We start from the raw sequence: 16,518 nt of genomic DNA, 5'->3' as shown, positions 1-16,518 counted from the left end.
AACGCAGCGATTAGCAACAGCTTTTCCTGACGCCCAAAGATTTGCTGCGCCGCTCGGTCATCGCGTGACAGGCCTTGGCACAAGCGTTCTCACCCCTCCCGTCGGGCGCGTCCGGTACGAGCAGCATGTGGCGACCGCCGCCGCAATCGGGGACAATCAGGACGCGGGCATCAACGGCCAGCGGCGCCAGCGCAAGAGCGGTAGCCGCGGCCAGAGAAGCGAACGCCCGGCCGATCATGGCGCCGTCTCCTCTTCATCCTCGACAAAGATGCGTAGCGCCGCGCCGTCGAGATCGTCGAACTGCCCGCGGCGCAGCGACCAGAAAAAGGCCGCCAGCCCAAGCAGACCGAGCCCGAGCGCGATCGGGATCAGGACCGCGAGACCGTTCACCGGATCGCCCTCTTCAGCCGCATGGCGTTGCCGACGACCAGCAGCGACGATCCCGACATCGCCAGCGCCGCGACGAGCGGGGTGACATAACCAAGGAACGCCAGCGGCACCGCGACGACGTTGTAACCGATCGCCAGCGCGAAATTCTGCCGGACGATCGCCTGCGTCCGCCGCGCCATCCGCAACGTCGCGACGATCGGCATCAACCGGTCACCAAGGAAGATGCAGTCCGAGGCGTTTTTGCCAACGTCGCTCGCCGATCCCGGCGCCATCGAAGCGTGGCCGGCGGCCAACGCCGGACCGTCGTTGAGCCCGTCGCCGATCATCAGCACCTTGTGCGTGACGCTCTGGCGCGCGAGCGCGGCGAGCTTGTCTTGCGGGCTCATTCCGGTTTGCGCGGTCATCGCCAGTTCGCGGGCAACGGGAGCTACCGCCGCAGCGCGATCGCCGCTCAGGATCGACACGTCGATACCGTCGCTGCGCAGCGCGTCGATGGCAGCGCGCGCGTCGGGGCGCAGGCGATCGGCGAAGCGGATTGTGGCGACGAGCGCGCCGTCGATCGATAGCTGGGTCGCCAGCGCGTCGCCCTTGATGGGGTCGCTCGGGCGACCGAGGGTCACGACATGATCGCCCCATTTGGCCTCGACGCCGAATCCCGGCGTTTCGCGGATAGAATGGACATCGGCGCGCGCGACGTCGAGCGCCTGCAATCCGCGCGTCAACGCCTCGCTCAGCGGGTGGCGACTGGCCTGCGCCAGCGCCAACGCCAGCGACTGGACATGAGCGTCGAGGCGTTCGAGATCGCGGACCTCGGGGCGGCCGAGGGTCAGCGTCCCGGTCTTGTCGATCATCGCCTGGTCGACCTCGGCCAGCCGTTCGAGCGCCGATCCATCCTTGACCAGCACCCCTGCGCGCATCAGTTCGCCCGCAGCGACAATCTGCGCCGCCGGCACCGCCAGCCCAAGCGCGCACGGGCAAGTGATGATCAGCACCGCCACCGCGATCAGCAGGCTGTGGTGCCAACCCGCGCCAACCACCATCCAGCCGACAAACGCCAGCAAAGCGAGCGCATGAACCGCGGGGGCGTAGAGCCGCGCGGCGCGGTCGGCGATGCGGACGTAGCGCGACTTGCCCTGCGCCGCCTCGCCCATCAGGCGCGCAATATCTGCCAGCGCGGTGTCGGCGCCCACCGCCGAAACTTTGACCTCGACCGGCGCATCGAGATTGAGCGTCCCGGCATGGACGCGGGCGTCGGGGTGGACCAACTGCGGCGCGCTCTCGCCAGTGAGCAGCGACAGGTCGAGACGGCTGGATCCGCGGACAACGGCGCCATCTGCCGCTAGCCGCTCACCCGCTGCGACGAGCATCACCATGCCGGGCTCCAGCGCGGTCGCGTCGATCCACCGCGTCTTGCCATTGGCGCCGAGCACCATCGCGCCGGTGCCCATATTGCGCAGCAAAGCGGTGATGCCGCCACGGGCGCGATCGCGCATCACGCTGTCGAGCCAGCGACCGCACAGCAGAAAGAACAACAGCATCACCGCGCCGTCGAAATAGGCGTGCGGGCCGTGCGTCGCGGTTTCATAGAGACTGAGCGCGCTTGCGAGCAGCACCCCGATACTGATCGGCACATCCATATTGGTCTGGCGGTGACGCAGCGCGCGCCACGCCGAGCGGAAGAATGGCCGACCGGCATAAGCGATCGTTGGCAGCGCGATCATCGCCGACAGCCAGTGGAAGAGGTCACGCGTCGCGCCCGACGCGCCCGACCAGACCGAGACCGACAGCAGCATGATGTTCATCATCGCAAAGCCGGCGACCGCAACCGCGCGCAGCAATTCGCGGCTGCCCGCCGCTGCCGGGTCGGCGTCGCCTAGCGCGTCGCCGATCGGATGCGCCTCGAATCCCAAAGTCGTGAACGCGCCGATCAGATCGGGCATCTCGGCATCGGAGACGCACGCCAGATGGACGCGCTTTTCGGTGAAGTTCACCCGCGCCGACGCGATGCGGCGATCACGCACCAGCCCCTGCTCCAGCTTGGCGATGCACCCCGCGCAGCGAATGTCGGGAACGGCGAAATCCCGTTCGATTAGGGCGGCTGCGGTCATTGCAGATCGATCCGATAGCGCGCCTCGTCCGAGCCGTTGGCGACGCTGATGTCGAGCCGCTGGCGCCCTACCGCCAGCGGCTCGACCGAGCGCCACGCGCCATCCTCCACCCCTTCGAACCGGAGGATGGAGGGGGCGGTGCGCCCGAGCGGATGGCTGGCGGTTGCGACGACGCGCAGGGCGGTCAGCGGTCGGCCATCCTTGCGAATTTCGACGCGAACATGGCGGTCGGCATCAAGCGAAACCTTCTGCGTCCAGCCCAACCGGTCCTGCGCCTCCGCACGCGCCAGCCAGACATTGTAGTGCTGGCTCGCGACATAGCTGTTTTCGACCACCTTGCCGCCAAAGGTCGACATGGCGAGGCGCGCCATGGTGAAATTGACCGTGATGACGACGGCAAAGAAGGTGACGAGGATCGCGGTCATGTGCCAGCCGGTGAAGACCTTGCGGATCGGTTTGTCGCTCATTGTCCTGCCTCCGGCCGGTCGAACTGGATGACGTCGCTGTCGCCGCGCGGGTCGCCATCGAGGCCGCGGGTCGCGATGGTAAAATCCTGCCGCGCCGGTCCGTCACCCGGTGCCGCGACGAACAATCGGACGCGCGTAACGCTGTCGGGCGCGAGCGCTATTTCGATGCGTTGCTTGGCGGTCTCACGCAATCCTGCTTCGGTCCACAGCGCGGCGCCCGCCAGCCCGTCCACCGTCACCGCGACGCGGCGCGGGCGCGTTTCCATGTTGCGCAGCTTCAGCGTGTAATTATTGCGGATATGGCCGTCGGACAGTTGGACATAGAGCGGGCTGCGCTCGTGCTGAACCGCAAGGTCGAGCCGCGTGCGCTGGCCCAGCGAAAACAGCATCGCGGCGCCGATCGCGCTCCATATACCGAAATAGATCAGCGTGCGCGGGCGCAGCAGCGTTTTCATGACCGGCTTGCCGATGCCGCCCGCCTTTTCGACCGCGGCATCGTCGAGCGTGCAATAATCGATCAGCCCGCGCGGGCGCCCGATCTGGCCCATCACATCATCGCATGCGTCAATGCACAGCGCGCAGGTGATGCAGCCAATCTGCGGCCCTTCGCGAATGTCGATGCCGGTCGGGCATACCGCAACGCACTGGTTGCAATCGACACAATCGCCGAACGCGTCGGGATGCGCCTGCGCCTTTTTGACGCTACCGCGCGGTTCGCCGCGCCAGTCCTTATACGTCACCAGCAGCGATTTTTCGTCCATCATCGCGGTCTGGATGCGCGGCCAGGGACACATATAGATGCACACCTGCTCGCGCATGAAGCCGCCGAGGATGAAGGTCGTCGCGGTCAGCACGGCGACCGTACCGTAGGCGATCGGCGCCGCCTGCCCGCTCCAAAAATCGACGGTCAGCGACGGCGCATCGGCGAAATACATGATCCACGCGCCGCCGGTCCAAAAAGCGATGGCAAGATAGATCGCGTATTTGAAGCTGCGCTTGCCGAGCTTCTCTGCCGTCCACGGACCGTTCGCCAAGCGGATCTGCGCGTTGCGGTCGCCATCGACCAGCCGGTCGACATGCTGGAACAGATCGGTCCACACCGTCTGGGGACAGGCATAGCCGCACCAGGCGCGGCCCACCGCGCTGGTAACGAGGAACAGCCCGATACCCGCCATGATGAGCAGGCCTGCGACATAGTAAAATTCGTGCGGCCAGATTTCGATCTGGAACATGTAGAAGCGACGGTTCGCGAGATCGACGAGCACCGCCTGGTCGGGAGCATAGGGGCCGCGGTCCCAGCGGATCCACGGCGTGCCATAATAGATCGCCAGCGTGATCCCCATGATCGCCCATTTGAAGCGACGAAAGGGACCATCGACCTTTTTGGGGTAAACGCCTTTTCGCGCCGCATAGAGCGGCGCGTTCTCGCCGGTCAGGTCGTCAGGGCTGGCCATCGGCTCCCTGTCCTTCGGATATTGGCGCCAGCGCGGGCGCCGATGCTTTCTCGCCCCCGCCGAGCGAATAGACATAGGTCGCGAGCATCTTGACCGTCACCGGGTCGAGCCGGTGGCCCCAGCGCGGCATCACGCCGTTGCGCGGCTGCGCGATCGTCGCGATCAGGCTGTCGCGATCGCCGCCATAGAGCCAGACCGCGTCGGTCAGCTTCGGCGCGCCCACGGTGCGATCCCCGGCGCCCGACGCACCGTGACAGACGGCGCAGTTCGCCTGGAACAGCGCATTCCCGCGCATTGATTCCGCGCTCGGCTTGTCCTGCTTGCTGATGACACGAACATGGCTGACGACGTCGGCGATCTGCGCCGCGTCAAGAATGCCGTCGCGTCCAAACGCCGGCATCTGGCTGACGCGCGTCGCCTTGTGGTCGGGGTTCCGGATCCCGTGCGCGATCGTATATTCGATGCTCGCCAGATCGCCGCCCCACAGCCAGTCATCGTCGGTCAGGCTGGGATAAAGCTTCTTGACCCCCGCGCCGCCGGCGCCGTGGCACTGGACGCAATGAACGCGGAACGCCGCGGCGCCGCCCTGCACCGCCGCCTGCATCAGTTCGGGTTTGGCGGGTAGGTCGGTCAGCGCCGTCGCGGCAATGGCATTGGTGATCGGCGCGCGGCGCACCGCATGCGCCTGCATCTCGCGCTCCAGATCGCTGCGACTGCTCCACCCCAGCACGCCTTGCGTGGCGCTGTTGAGCATCGGCCAGGCGGGGTAGAGAACGACATAGCCAGCCGCCCAGACGATCGAGGCGTAGAAGGTCCACAGCCACCAGCGCGGCAGCGGTGTGTTGAGCTCTTCGATGCCATCCCATTCATGGCCGACGGTGCTCGTACCGGTGGCTTCGTCGATGCGATGCACACCGACAGCGGTCGGGGAAGTGTGAGGATCAGCCATGGTCGTCGTCCTTGAAGATCATCGTTGCGGCCTCTTCATTGTGGCGACGCGCACCCTTGCGGAACGGCCAAGCGACAAGGCCAAGAAACAGGATGGTCATCGCGAGCAGACCCCAGCTGTCGGCGAAATGACGCAGGTCGTTGTAGGTCACCGTGCCTTCTCCTGCGTCACCGCGGGCGCGGCGCCCTGCTCCTGCGGGGCGGCCTTTTCGACATCGACGAGCGTGCCGAGCATCTGGAGATAGGCGATCAGCGCATCCATTTCGGACAGGCGATCGGGGTTACCGTCGAAATCGCGCACCTGCGCCTTGGGATAGCGTTTTTGCAGATCGACGCCCGCGGCCGGATCGACCTGCGCCTGCATATCTTCATTCGCCGCGGCGATCGCTTCTTTGCTGTACGGCACCCCAACGCGCGACAGCGCCGTCAGATCGTTGCGCATGTCGCCGGTGTACAGATCACGCTCGGCCAAAAAGGCATAGGGCGGCATGATCGATTCCGGCACCACGCTGCGCGGGTCGATCAGATGCGCCTTGTGCCATTCGTCCGAATAACGTCCGCCGACGCGCGCAAGGTCGGGTCCGGTGCGCTTCGACCCCCATTGGAACGGGTGATCGTACATGCTCTCGGCGGCCAGGCTGTAATGGCCATAGCGTTCGACTTCGTCGCGGAACGGGCGGATCATCTGGCTGTGACAGGTGTAGCAGCCCTCGCGCATATAGATGTTGCGACCCGCCAGCTCGAGCGGGGTGTAGGGGCGCATGCCGTCGACCTTCTCGATCGTGTTGTCGATCCAGAACAGCGGCGCGATCTCGACGATGCCGCCGATGGTGACGGCGACGAGCGCGAAGAGGCCGAGCAGGCTGACGTTGCGCTCGAGCTTCTTGTGACTGAAGGGCTTTTCGGTGGGTTGGGTGGCCATCGTGCGGCTCCTTAAGCGGCGCGAACGAGCGCGAGCGGGCGGTCCGCGGCGGCGTTATGCGGGGTTTCGGTCATCGGTTTTTCGGCGCGCACCTTGCCGCGGAGCGTCGCCCAGACATTGACGATCATGATCAAGAAACCGGCGAGATACATCGCCCCGCCCGCGGCGCGGATCAGGTACATCGGGTGCATCGCCGCGACACTCTCGGCAAAGCTGTAAACGAGGTAACCATCGGCGCCATATTCGCGCCACATCAGCCCCTGCATGATGCCCGCCACCCACATCGACGCGGCGTAGAAAACGATCCCGACGGTCGCGAGCCAGAAGTGCCAGTTGACCATGCGCAGGCTGTAGAGGCGCGGACGGCCCCACAGGCGCGGCACCAGATAATAGACGCAGGCAAAGGTGATCATGCCGTTCCACCCGAGTGCCCCCGAATGGACATGGCCGATCGTCCAGTCGGTGTAATGCGACATCGAATTGACCCATTTGATCGACATCATCGGGCCTTCGAAGGTGCTCATCCCGTAAAAGGCGAGCGCCATCACCATCATGCGGATGATCGGGTCCGTGCGGATCTTGTCCCACGCGCCGTTGAGCGTCATCAGGCCGTTGATCATCCCGCCCCAGCTCGGCATCCACAGCATGATCGAAAACACCATGCCGAGCGTCTGCGCCCAGTCGGGCAGCGCGGTGTAATGCAGATGGTGCGGCCCCGCCCAGATGTAGAGAAAGATCAGCGACCAGAAGTGGATGATCGACAGGCGGTAACTGTACACCGGCCGCTCGGCCTGCTTCGGCACGAAATAATACATCATCGCGAGGAAGCCCGCGGTCAGGAAGAAACCGACCGCATTATGCCCGTACCACCATTGCGTCAGCGCATCCTGCACCCCGGCAAAGGCGGCGTAGCTTTTGGAACCCAAGATGCTGGCGGGCATCGACAGGTTGTTGACGATATGGAGCATCGCGATGGTGATGATGAAGCTGAGATAGAACCAGTTTGCGACATAGATGTGCGGTTCGCGGCGCTTGACGATCGTGCCGACAAAGACCGCCAGATAGGCGACCCAGACAATCGTCAGCCACAGGTCGACATACCATTCGGGCTCGGCATACTCCTTCGCCTCGGTCACGCCCATCAGGTAGCCGGTTGCAGCGAGGACGATGAACAGCTGGTAGCCCCAGAAGACAAAGCGCGCGAGCTTGGGAAAGGCGAGCCGGGCGCGGCAGGTGCGCTGCACGACGTAAAAGCTCGTCGCGATCAGCGCGTTCCCACCGAAAGCAAAGATCACCGCCGACGTATGCAGCGGTCGGATGCGGCCAAAGGTCGTATATTCGAGGTTGAAGTTGAGCGCCGGGAAAGCGAGCTGGAGCGCGATGAACAGCCCCGCCGCCATCCCGGCGATCCCCCAGAACAGGGTAGCAATGACGCCCCAACGGATCGGGTCATCGTCATAAGCGCCTTCGCTGGCGGGCATTTTCAGCACGCCGCGTGTCATCGCGCCATAATCGGCGCGCGAGACGGTCGTCCACATCACGGTCAGCGCGGCGACGGCAACGATGCCCATATGCACTGCGAAGGGCGCATCGACTGCCAGCGCCGCCATCACCAGCGCGAGCAGTGCCAGCGCCAGCCAGCCGCCCGCTTTGATTACCAGACCGTCCATATGCTTGTCCCCGCTTGGTGCGGTCTTCGGACCGCGCTTCGCTTCGCTCATGGACGCGCGGGTCCGCCGAAACATTGATCGGGATCAACGAATTGCTTGCGCTTCATCAATGCGGCGCAGCGGCCGACGGCGCAGGGACGGCTCCATCAACAACAGGAGCCAGGACTCATGAAGACCCAATATCTCTCCCTCGCCGCGCTGGCCGTCGCGCTGGCGGTCCCCGGGCAAGCCGCGGCGAAAAGCGGTGACGTCCAGTTCAAGCTGCTCGCGACCTATGTCGCGCCCGACGGCAAGATCAGCGACGTGAAGCTGGACCTGATCGGGCTGCCTGCGGGCACGCAGACCAAGGCCGACGACAATATCGTGCCGACGGTCGCGATCGAATATTTCTTAGCCGACAATATCTCGGTCGAGACGATCGCTGGTGTCACCCAGCATGATGTCGTCGGTCGCGGCGGTCTGGCGGGTGCAGGGCTGGTGTCGAATGCGAACATCGTCCCCGCGACGCTGACGCTCAAATATCATTTCGGCAAAGACGGCGGCGTGCGCCCCTATGTCGGCGCCGGTCCCAGCTATTTCATCTTCATCGACGAAAAGCCCGGAGCGACGGCGGTCGCGCTCGGCGCGAACCGGCAAAAGATGGGCGATTCACTGGGCATGGCGTTTCAGGCCGGGGTCGACGTCCCGGTGAATGCCAAGGGACTGTCGGTGACGTTCGACGCCAAGCGCCATATCATGCGCTCGACCGCGAGCTGGTTCGCCGGCCCAACCGAAGTATTGCGCACCCGGCACAAGCTTGATCCGTGGGTCGTCAGCGCCGGGCTCGCTTTCCGCTTCTGACGTGGCGGGTCAGCCCGCCATCGCCTCCATCGCCGCGAGGTCGATGATCACGATCTCGCGGCGAGACGGCAGGTCGAGCACGCCTTCGCCGCGCATTCTGGTGAGCTGGCGGCTAGTCGTTTCGATCGTCAGCCCCAGGATATCGGCGATCTGCTGACGCCCGAAGGGAAGCTCAAAGCCGCCCTTGGACATTGTCGCGTCGCATCCCTGCCCCGACAAGCGTTCGGACATTTCGAGCAGGAAGGACGCGACTTTTTCCGACGCGGACTTGCGCCCAAGCAGCATCATCCAGTGGCGTGCGCGGTCGAGCTCGTCGAGCGTGCGGCGCAATAGCTTCTGCTGAAGGTCGGGATGCGAGCTGGCGAATTCGTCGAAATTGTTGCGGTTGAAAATGCACACTTCCGCGTCGGTCATCGCGGTGACGGTGTAGGGGCTTTCCTTGCCGAACGGCCTACCGATGAAGTCGGAGGGGAACACAACCCCGACGATCTGTTCGCGGCCATCGGCGGTCGACACCACCAGCTTCAACACTCCGGTCAGGACATTGGCCACCACGGGCGCGCCGTCGCCTTCCCACAGCAAGGTCTGCCCCTGCCGAACCTTTTGCTTGCGCCCCATCTTGCCCAGCGCCAGAATTTCCGTCGCGTCGAGGCTGGCGCAAATCGCGCGGTTGCGGACGACACAGGTGGAACAATCGGTCATGCCGCCGCCGTACAGCAGCCCGCTGGCTTTGGGAAGCGAAGCGACCCGCGTCGGGTCAGTGCATGAGCAGAAGCGGGGCCGGCGCCGATTCCAGTAAATAGCGCGTCACGCCGCCGAAAAACGTCTCGCGCAACCGAGTATGCCCAAAGGCGCCCATCACGATCAGACCGGCGCCGATATCACGAGCGGTCCGCTCAAGCGCTTCTTCGATCGTTTCGACGCTGCGCTCGACATGGCGCAGTTCGGCGTGGATCGCGTGGCGCGAGAGGTAGCGCAGCGCGTCGTCGGCGGCCACCTGCCCCTCATCCTGACCAACCGTGACCATGATAACCTGCGCTGCGTCGCGCATCAGCGGCACCGCTGCGCGCAGCGCGTGCGCCGCTTGCGGGCTGCCATTCCACGCCACCATCACCGGGGCGTCGAGATTGATCGGGCCGCAGGGTTCGGGAATGGCGAGCACCGGCGCAGGTACCGCCATCGCCAGATCACCCGCCATCATCGGTGGAGTAAAGCTGCGGCGCCGATCGGCAGTGCCGAGCGAAACGATGACGAGATCGGCCAGCGTTGCGGCAAGCGTCAACGTCGCCAGCACGTCGCCGTCGGCCAACGTGACATTCCAAAGCACATCTTCACGCTCGAGATCGGCCCGCAACCGTCGATCAAGCGCCGCGTCCGCCGCCTGCGCTTTCGCTAACTGCTCGCTCGCCAGATACATGCCGCCGAAGGGATCCGTGGCAATGAACTGCTGAAACGGCGAACTGATCACGAAATCCAAATGCGACCGATGCCGCCGCCCGATCGCCAGACCGCTCTCCAATCGCGTGGGCATTCCGGGACCATCGTCGGCGTGAATCAAGATATTGCGCACGTCAATTCTCCTGCTGTGACAGGCATATGAAGCCGCAATGCACGCCGCGTCATTGATCGCGGTCAAAGTTTGGCCGTTAGCGGTCAGGCCGCTTTTGGCTATCGAAGGTGCGATTGCGGACGTTAAGTACTAATAGCCGGGCCTTTCAAGGTGCAGCCTGAATTGCATCCATAAGTCCTGGAGTGTTTTGGTCCCATGTGTGGCGAGGACCGATCGTCAAACCGCCGTCGACGATCATCGACGTCCCATTCATGAAACTGCCTTGCTCGCTGCATAGGAACGCGACGGCCTCGGCAACATCGCCCGGCAATCCGGCTCGTGCAACCGGCTGAACTTGACTCGACATCTGCGCAATGGCTACCTTGGATTGATCGAACTGCTCCTTCGGCATATCGAGGACGGACGCAAAAATGTTGGTGTTGATGAAGCCCGGTTGCACTGCATTCACGCGAATTCCGTATCGGGCCAAATCGGTCGCGGCACATCTGGTGAGCTGCAAAACACCAGCTTTAGCGACAGCGTAAGTGGTCGGCGAATAGCCGGGACCGATTGCGGCGACGCTGGATGTATTGACGATTGCCGCGCCCGGTCGATGCTTCATATGCGGGGCGGCATGACGGATACCCATGGCAACCGATCGAAGCAACAAAGCCATGGTATGATCCCAACCATCGACGTCGATTTCATCGACAGCTTCGAGCGCGCCGCCCGCACCCGCATTGTTGAAAAGATAGTCGATCCCGCCGCAAGCGGCGGCGGCCTGCTCCATCAGCGCCTTGATCTGGTCCGGATCACAAACGTCGCAGCCAACGGCTGTAATCGTCTCGGCCTCGGTCGCCAAAGCCTCAGCCCCTTGCGCATCAATGTCAGCGGCAAAGACCGTCGCACCTTCGTTCGCGAACAACAGTGCGGTGGCCCGGCCGATGCCCGAAGCGGCGCCGGTGACGACAACGCATTTGCTTTCAAATCGCATGAGCCTCTCCTGTTCGGTCACTTTACCAGGGATAGAAGGACGGCATGTCCGAGGCCCGGCCCGCAAAGACCGGATCGCGTTTTTCTAAAAACGCGGCCACGCCTTCCTTTCCGTCGGCGATGCTGGTGTAGAACATCGCCAGAGAGTCGATCTGGTGCGCGTCCATCGGATGGGGTTGTGCGGCATTGCGCCACATCATCTGCCGGGTCAGCGCCACCGCAACGGGCGAACGGTTCTCGACGAATTTTCGCGCCAATGCTCGCGCTTCATCGAGAAGTTTTTCGGGCGGGTGGATCGACCGTAGAAGTCCCCCGCGCAATCCTTCCATGGCATCGAAAACCTCCCCCGACAGGGTCCATTCAAGCGCCTGCTGCGGACCGACGAGCCGCGGCAGGAACCAGCTGGAGCACGCCTCGGGCACGATACCCAGTTTGCCGAAAACAAATCCGATGCGTGCCTTGTCCGAAGCCATCCGCACGTCCATGCCGAGCGTCATCGTCGCCCCGACGCCCACCGCCGCACCGTTGATCGCGGCGATGACCGGCTTCTTGCAGGCAAATATCGCGAGGCTGACCCGGCCGCCTTCGTCGCGGATTCCGTCGCGTTGTTTCGGCGCACCAAATTCACGGCGGGCATAGTCGAGATCGGGATATTGGCTTTCATCAAGACCAAACACGTTGCCCAAAATGCTCAGGTCCATTCCCGCGCAGAACGCCCGTCCTTCGCCGGTCACGATCACCGCGCCAACGGCATCGTCTTCACTCGCCCGGGTGAATGCTGCGACCAGATCGTCGGCCATTGTGAGGGTAAAGGCATTCAATTGATCGGGACGATTGAGCTGCAATGTCAGAATCCGGTCTTCCAGATTCCATGCCAAAGTCTCGAACATCATCGATCCAGCCCCACGCTCAGACGGTTGGCAATCCAGTGCCCCGCCTCGGTGATCGCTGCGTTGCCGGCGACAGGAATGGCTTGCTGGAAGAGCGGCCATGCATGGACCATTTCGGGCCAGACACGCAGCGTCACATCGCCTCCTGCCAGGGCGAAGCGATGGGCCAGGCGGGTGGAATCGCAGAGCAGCACTTCGTCGCTGCCAGCTTGCACGAACATCGGCGGGAGCCCCGCAAGCTCTGCAAAAAGCGGCGATATCAGCGGATTCGCAGGCGGCGCGCTTCCGCAATAGCTATCTGCCAGCCCTTGCAACACGTCGCGCGAGACCATCGGATCGCGCGAGGCGCAGATGTCATAGGATTCGCCGCTTTGGGTCAGATCGAGCCAAGGGCTAAGCAGATAAATACCCGTCGGCAGCGCCAAGCCCCGCTGGCGCAATTTCAGGACCAACGCGAGGGTCAGATTGCCGCCTGCGGATTCCCCGCCGACCACGATGTCGTCTGGCGAGAACCCCTCGCCCACCACAAACTGCCACGCGTTCGTCGCATCGTCCAATGCCGCAGGATAGGGATTTTCCGGCGCCAGCGCATAATCCATATTATAGGCCACCACCCCCGCCGCGCTCGCGATCCGCGAGACGAGATGCCGGTGGCTGAGCGCCGACCCGAATGCATAACCACCACCGTGGTGGTAAAGCAGTGCCTTTCCGGTGTCGGCGCCCGCCGGGACGATGCGCTCGCCACGGACATTGCCATGGTCGATCCGCTCGATCACGCAATCTTCCGCAGGCGGCACCGCGCCATGCTCGGCATCGAAAGCGGCCCGCTGCTGCTCGACCGTCGGGATTGGCCCCGCGGCGAGTTCACTCAACTGCTCAAGCCAGCGACGCTTGAATGCGGCGATTTCGGACTCCGGGCGACCGAACGCTTTGCTTTTTGGATCAATCGACATGGCGAAGCTCGAACCCCGCAAACTTACCGTCGGCTCGCCAGGCTTCCAATATCTCGAAAAACTCGGCCGATCCGCCCTGATAGAAGGCCTGCAAGCCTGTCTCGGCCTCGGGCTGGCCGTCGTTGTTATAATAGCCGGGGGTGCATTCGGCGTCATATTTGCGCCGTGCGCCGGCGACCGCGCGCAGCCGCGTCTGCCACTCTTGCTCGGCTTCCGGGGTCGGATCGAAGCTTCGCACGCCATTCTCGCGGCAATAGCTCACCATATAGGCGAAATGCCGCGCGAGGTCGCCGAGCCCGTGGGTGACGTTGGAGGTGAGGCCGCCCTGCGTCGCGGTCTGGACCATCAGATTGGGGAAGCCGGCATTGAAATGCCCGTAGAGCGTCGTCATGCCGCTGCTCCATTTCTCGGTGAGGCTCACGCCATCCCGGCCATAAAGCTCGAAGCCGTTGCGCTTTGCCATGTTGGGCGTCTGGAAATCGAAGCCGCTGGCATAGATCAGGCAATCGACCTCATACGCCTTGCCGCCGGCCCAGACCATGTTCCCATCGATACGCTCGACCCCCTGACCATCGGTATCGACCAGGGTGACGTTGGCGCAGTTGAAGGTAGCGAGATACTCGTCGTGGAAGCAGGGCCGCTTGCACATGACATTGAACCAGGGCTTGAGCGCCTCAGCTGTCGCCGGATCCTGAACGATCGCATCAACGCGGGCGCGGACATCGTTCATGAACGCGATATCGGCGGCGCGGCGGCGTTCGTCGGCATCGTTAACTCCGGTCAGCTCGACACCGATACGGCCTAGCACCTCAGTCCAGCCATCCTGAACCAGATCGACCTCCGGTGCCCGGCCATTGACGATATAGTCGAAGTTCATCATCCGCTCGCGCTGCCACCCCGCATCGAGCGACGCTGCCCAGCCCATGTCAGTCGTCCGGTTGTCGCGGACAGGCACGGCGGCAGGAGTGCGCTGGAAGACATAGAGATGACCCGCGCTCGCCCCGAGATGCGGGATGCACTGAACCGCGGTGGCGCCCGTCCCGATAATACCGACGCGTTTGTCGGCCAACCCGGTGAGGCCACCGGTCGCATCGCCGCCGGTATAGGCATAATCCCATCGGCTCGTATGAAAGCTGTGCCCCGTGAAGCTTTCGATGCCGGGGATTGCTGGAAGGCGCACGCTCTGGAGTACGCCGGTGGCGACCATGACGAAGCGTGCGCCGATTCTGTCACCCTCGCTCGTTGTGATGAGCCAGCGGCCCGCCGTCTCATCCCACGTCAGCGCTTCGACGAGCGTCTGCAGCAGCGCTTTGTCATAAAGCCCAAAGCGCTCCGCGATCGCGCGTGCATAGGCGAAGATCTCCGGCCCGCGCGCATATTTGAGCGAAGGGACGTAGCCCATGTCCTCGAGCATCGGCATGTAGATATAGGATTCGATATCGCACGAAGCGCCCGGGTAGCGGTTCCAGTACCAGACGCCGCCGAAGTCGCTGGCCTTGTCGATGACGATGAAGTCCGTGATGCCGCGCTTGGTCAGTTCCGCTGCCGTTTGCAGGCCGCCGAACCCCGCGCCGATGATCGCGACCTCAACGTCGCGAATGACGGGCGCGCGCTCAGACGCATGGTCGGCATAGGGATCATCGAGATAGCGGGCGAGTTCTCCTTCGGGAGCCACATATTGCCCGACCCCTGCCGCCGCGAGTCGCTTGTCGCGCTCGGTCCGGTAGCGATCCAGGAGATCGCCCTCACTAGCCACCGTCGATGCGGCCAAATCCGGGTCACTTACCAAGGATTCTGCGCTTTCGGTCATTTCTCGCTCCCATCAGGAAAGCGCCCTATCGGCGCTTCATGTTTTTACATATGAGTGCAGTGATACCCCTATATGAATAATCGAGTCAAGCAGGCACGCTTTCGGGACCATCGCGGCGCGATGTCAAAGGATCGGATCAATCGGGGAATTGGGTTAGATCGGGAGGAGACCCACGCGGTATAGCTCGGCGAGTTCGAGCGGCGCAGCGGTACGCTCCGCCTCACTAAGCGTATCGAACCACTTCGGCAGCCATTCAAAACCGCCCGGATTGGCTGCAACGAGGGCGCGGGCATCGAGCGACCGCACCGTTTGCTCGGCCTGACCCTCCGCATGAATGTCGAGGAAGGTATCCATCAGAAAGTTGGTCGACTGGTCGATTTCCTCGCGCACCGAGACCGGAAGGGCTTCGATGCCGGTCAACGGCGACAGTGGGGCGCTGCCTTCCATCAGGCTGGCTTGCGCGAATGCATAATTGGCTGCCATGATCGCAGCGATCCGGGGGCCATCATAATCGCGCGCCGCGCGCATAACCGCCTCGTAATGGCGAAAGGAGCGTCGATAGCATTCAGCGACCAGGGTCTCCTTGTCGCCCAGATTATGATAGATCACCTTCTTGGTCACCCCGACGCGCGTGGCAATTTCGTCGAGCGAGGTTGCATCGACCCCCTTCAGGTTGAAGAGCCACGAGGCCGCGCCCAGCAGCGCCTCCTGCTTCGCCGCAGCCACGGCCTGGCCGTCGAACAGATTCACGTCGGGGACGTGGCCGAGAGCAATATCGATCGGACGAAATTCAACATTCGAGCGGCGATCGGTCGCAACACCCTCGCGAAGGATGGCTTTCAGCGCCTCGACCAGATCGCGGTGGGAGAGGCTCTCGTTGCTCCGCCACTGGCGCGCGATCGGAACCCATAACACGAGTCCCAAAATGGCGGGGGCGATGATGCTGGCGCGGCATTCGCGCAGTTCCCCGCGAGCCGCACCGGCCGCGAGCAGAGCCGCGATGCCGGCTTTGACGGCCTGGAAACGGCCACTGATGACCGCACGCCGTTCGGGTGCAAGATAGGCGAGATCGCTGATCGCAGCGAGCTCGGGCGCATCATCTGTCAGGAGCGAATCGACAAAGCGCAGCAGCTTGGCCATGGCATCGCCGCCAGCCGCCTCCGCCGCGGCAAGTTCCTTCGCCATCGCCTCGCACGTCCGCTGGTAGCTTTGGAATACGAGATCTTCCTGATCTTCGAAATAATAATAGAGGGCGGCGCGCGATACCCCGAGGCGGGATGCGACCACCGGAAGCGAAGCGTTTGAAACACCGTGACTGTTCAGCGTCCGCGCCGCTTCCTCCATGACGCGCTCGCGCTTCGAACCCTTGGATATACGGACCTTGGCAGTTTGGCTGGACATGCTTCTCTTCACCATAAGCAGGCTTTTACGTCAATCGCTCGGGTGGCACCCATTTGTAAAATCTATTGACTCATATTTTGCGTTGTGATGTAGTTATGCCCTCAAATGTAAAAAGTCGGGGAT

At 63.4% G+C, this 16,518-nt stretch carries 17 protein-coding genes; 1 reads left to right on the top strand and 16 read right to left on the bottom strand.

The window, feature by feature from the left end:
* Positions 1 to 10: 10 nt before the first annotated feature.
* The 9 genes from B4F07_RS03015 to ccoN are packed head-to-tail and all read right to left on the bottom strand — an operon-like array spanning position 11 to position 7,959.
* On the bottom strand, positions 11 to 238 hold the full coding sequence (locus B4F07_RS03015; RefSeq protein WP_293699900.1) for a hypothetical protein: 228 nt from the start codon (positions 236 to 238) through the stop codon (positions 11 to 13).
* Complete coding sequence (gene ccoS / locus B4F07_RS03010; protein ID WP_293699903.1) at positions 235 to 390, bottom strand: cbb3-type cytochrome oxidase assembly protein CcoS; 156 nt, start codon at positions 388 to 390, stop codon at positions 235 to 237. The genes B4F07_RS03015 and ccoS overlap by 4 nt, the downstream gene beginning before the upstream one ends.
* A complete protein-coding gene (locus B4F07_RS03005; protein ID WP_293699906.1) occupies positions 387 to 2,498 on the bottom strand; it encodes a heavy metal translocating P-type ATPase in 2,112 nt (703 codons plus the stop codon). The genes ccoS and B4F07_RS03005 overlap by 4 nt, the downstream gene beginning before the upstream one ends.
* Positions 2,495 to 2,965, bottom strand: a complete 471-nt coding sequence (locus tag B4F07_RS03000; RefSeq protein WP_293699909.1) for a FixH family protein — start codon at positions 2,963 to 2,965, stop codon at positions 2,495 to 2,497. The genes B4F07_RS03005 and B4F07_RS03000 overlap by 4 nt, the downstream gene beginning before the upstream one ends.
* Positions 2,962 to 4,419, bottom strand: a complete 1,458-nt coding sequence (gene ccoG / locus B4F07_RS02995) for a cytochrome c oxidase accessory protein CcoG (protein ID WP_293699911.1) — start codon at positions 4,417 to 4,419, stop codon at positions 2,962 to 2,964. Before ccoG ends, B4F07_RS03000 begins: the two co-directional genes overlap by 4 nt.
* Positions 4,406 to 5,368: a cytochrome-c oxidase, cbb3-type subunit III gene (gene ccoP / locus B4F07_RS02990; protein WP_293699913.1), complete on the bottom strand. Its 963-nt coding sequence runs from the start codon at positions 5,366 to 5,368 to the stop codon at positions 4,406 to 4,408. Before ccoP ends, ccoG begins: the two co-directional genes overlap by 14 nt.
* Complete coding sequence (locus B4F07_RS02985) at positions 5,361 to 5,519, bottom strand: cbb3-type cytochrome c oxidase subunit 3 (protein WP_293699916.1); 159 nt, start codon at positions 5,517 to 5,519, stop codon at positions 5,361 to 5,363. Before B4F07_RS02985 ends, ccoP begins: the two co-directional genes overlap by 8 nt.
* Positions 5,516 to 6,289, bottom strand: coding sequence for a cytochrome-c oxidase, cbb3-type subunit II (gene ccoO / locus B4F07_RS02980; protein ID WP_293699918.1), 774 nt, complete (start codon positions 6,287 to 6,289; stop codon positions 5,516 to 5,518). Before ccoO ends, B4F07_RS02985 begins: the two co-directional genes overlap by 4 nt.
* Before the next feature lie 11 nt (positions 6,290 to 6,300).
* Positions 6,301 to 7,959 carry a cytochrome-c oxidase, cbb3-type subunit I gene (gene ccoN / locus B4F07_RS02975; RefSeq protein ID WP_293699921.1) on the bottom strand — a complete coding sequence of 553 codons (1,659 nt, stop codon included), beginning with the start codon at positions 7,957 to 7,959 and terminating at the stop codon, positions 6,301 to 6,303.
* Between the two features lie 168 nt (positions 7,960 to 8,127).
* Between ccoN and B4F07_RS02970 the strand changes: the two genes are divergently transcribed.
* Positions 8,128 to 8,799, top strand: coding sequence for an OmpW/AlkL family protein (locus B4F07_RS02970; RefSeq protein ID WP_293699923.1), 672 nt, complete (start codon positions 8,128 to 8,130; stop codon positions 8,797 to 8,799).
* Between the two features lie 9 nt (positions 8,800 to 8,808).
* Here the strand turns inward: B4F07_RS02970 and B4F07_RS02965 are convergent, their stop codons facing one another.
* The 7 genes from B4F07_RS02965 to B4F07_RS02935 form a co-directional block, all read right to left on the bottom strand.
* Positions 8,809 to 9,501 (bottom strand): Crp/Fnr family transcriptional regulator, encoded by a 693-nt coding sequence (locus B4F07_RS02965; protein WP_293699926.1) that lies wholly within the window; start codon positions 9,499 to 9,501, stop codon positions 8,809 to 8,811.
* A gap of 55 nt (positions 9,502 to 9,556) precedes the next feature.
* Complete coding sequence (locus B4F07_RS02960; RefSeq protein ID WP_293699928.1) at positions 9,557 to 10,369, bottom strand: universal stress protein; 813 nt, start codon at positions 10,367 to 10,369, stop codon at positions 9,557 to 9,559.
* Positions 10,370 to 10,514: 145 nt separating this feature from the next.
* Positions 10,515 to 11,342, bottom strand: coding sequence for an SDR family NAD(P)-dependent oxidoreductase (locus B4F07_RS02955; protein WP_293699931.1), 828 nt, complete (start codon positions 11,340 to 11,342; stop codon positions 10,515 to 10,517).
* Between the two features lie 22 nt (positions 11,343 to 11,364).
* Positions 11,365 to 12,234, bottom strand: a complete 870-nt coding sequence (locus B4F07_RS02950; RefSeq protein ID WP_293699934.1) for a crotonase/enoyl-CoA hydratase family protein — start codon at positions 12,232 to 12,234, stop codon at positions 11,365 to 11,367.
* The gene (locus tag B4F07_RS02945) at positions 12,231 to 13,205 is read right to left on the bottom strand and encodes an alpha/beta hydrolase (protein WP_293704518.1); all 975 of its coding nucleotides are present in this window, start codon (positions 13,203 to 13,205) and stop codon (positions 12,231 to 12,233) included. The genes B4F07_RS02950 and B4F07_RS02945 overlap by 4 nt, the downstream gene beginning before the upstream one ends.
* Complete coding sequence (locus tag B4F07_RS02940) at positions 13,174 to 14,994, bottom strand: flavin-containing monooxygenase (protein WP_293699939.1); 1,821 nt, start codon at positions 14,992 to 14,994, stop codon at positions 13,174 to 13,176. The genes B4F07_RS02945 and B4F07_RS02940 overlap by 32 nt, the downstream gene beginning before the upstream one ends.
* Before the next feature lie 153 nt (positions 14,995 to 15,147).
* On the bottom strand, positions 15,148 to 16,395 hold the full coding sequence (locus B4F07_RS02935) for a TetR/AcrR family transcriptional regulator (RefSeq protein ID WP_293699942.1): 1,248 nt from the start codon (positions 16,393 to 16,395) through the stop codon (positions 15,148 to 15,150).
* Positions 16,396 to 16,518: the final 123 nt, after the last annotated feature.

It is taken from the genome of Sphingopyxis sp. UBA6723 (assembly GCF_002454115.1).
Lineage (GTDB): Bacteria > Pseudomonadota > Alphaproteobacteria > Sphingomonadales > Sphingomonadaceae > Sphingopyxis.
Note: the sequence above shows the minus strand (reverse complement) of the source record. Positions and strands in the feature narration are given on the sequence as shown.

Coding starts and splice junctions, on each gene's coding strand:
- B4F07_RS02955 (WP_293699931.1), bottom strand. CDS start 11,342: ATGCGATTTGAAAGCAAATGCGTTGTCGTCACCGGCGCCGCTTCGGGC.
- ccoG (WP_293699911.1), bottom strand. CDS start 4,419: ATGGCCAGCCCTGACGACCTGACCGGCGAGAACGCGCCGCTCTATGCG.
- ccoP (WP_293699913.1), bottom strand. CDS start 5,368: ATGGCTGATCCTCACACTTCCCCGACCGCTGTCGGTGTGCATCGCATC.
- B4F07_RS02940 (WP_293699939.1), bottom strand. CDS start 14,994: ATGACCGAAAGCGCAGAATCCTTGGTAAGTGACCCGGATTTGGCCGCA.
- B4F07_RS02965 (WP_293699926.1), bottom strand. CDS start 9,501: ATGACCGATTGTTCCACCTGTGTCGTCCGCAACCGCGCGATTTGCGCC.
- B4F07_RS03000 (WP_293699909.1), bottom strand. CDS start 2,965: ATGAGCGACAAACCGATCCGCAAGGTCTTCACCGGCTGGCACATGACC.
- B4F07_RS02950 (WP_293699934.1), bottom strand. CDS start 12,234: ATGATGTTCGAGACTTTGGCATGGAATCTGGAAGACCGGATTCTGACA.
- B4F07_RS02935 (WP_293699942.1), bottom strand. CDS start 16,395: ATGTCCAGCCAAACTGCCAAGGTCCGTATATCCAAGGGTTCGAAGCGC.
- B4F07_RS03015 (WP_293699900.1), bottom strand. CDS start 238: ATGATCGGCCGGGCGTTCGCTTCTCTGGCCGCGGCTACCGCTCTTGCG.
- ccoO (WP_293699918.1), bottom strand. CDS start 6,289: ATGGCCACCCAACCCACCGAAAAGCCCTTCAGTCACAAGAAGCTCGAG.
- B4F07_RS02970 (WP_293699923.1), top strand. CDS start 8,128: ATGAAGACCCAATATCTCTCCCTCGCCGCGCTGGCCGTCGCGCTGGCG.
- ccoN (WP_293699921.1), bottom strand. CDS start 7,959: ATGGACGGTCTGGTAATCAAAGCGGGCGGCTGGCTGGCGCTGGCACTG.
- B4F07_RS03005 (WP_293699906.1), bottom strand. CDS start 2,498: ATGACCGCAGCCGCCCTAATCGAACGGGATTTCGCCGTTCCCGACATT.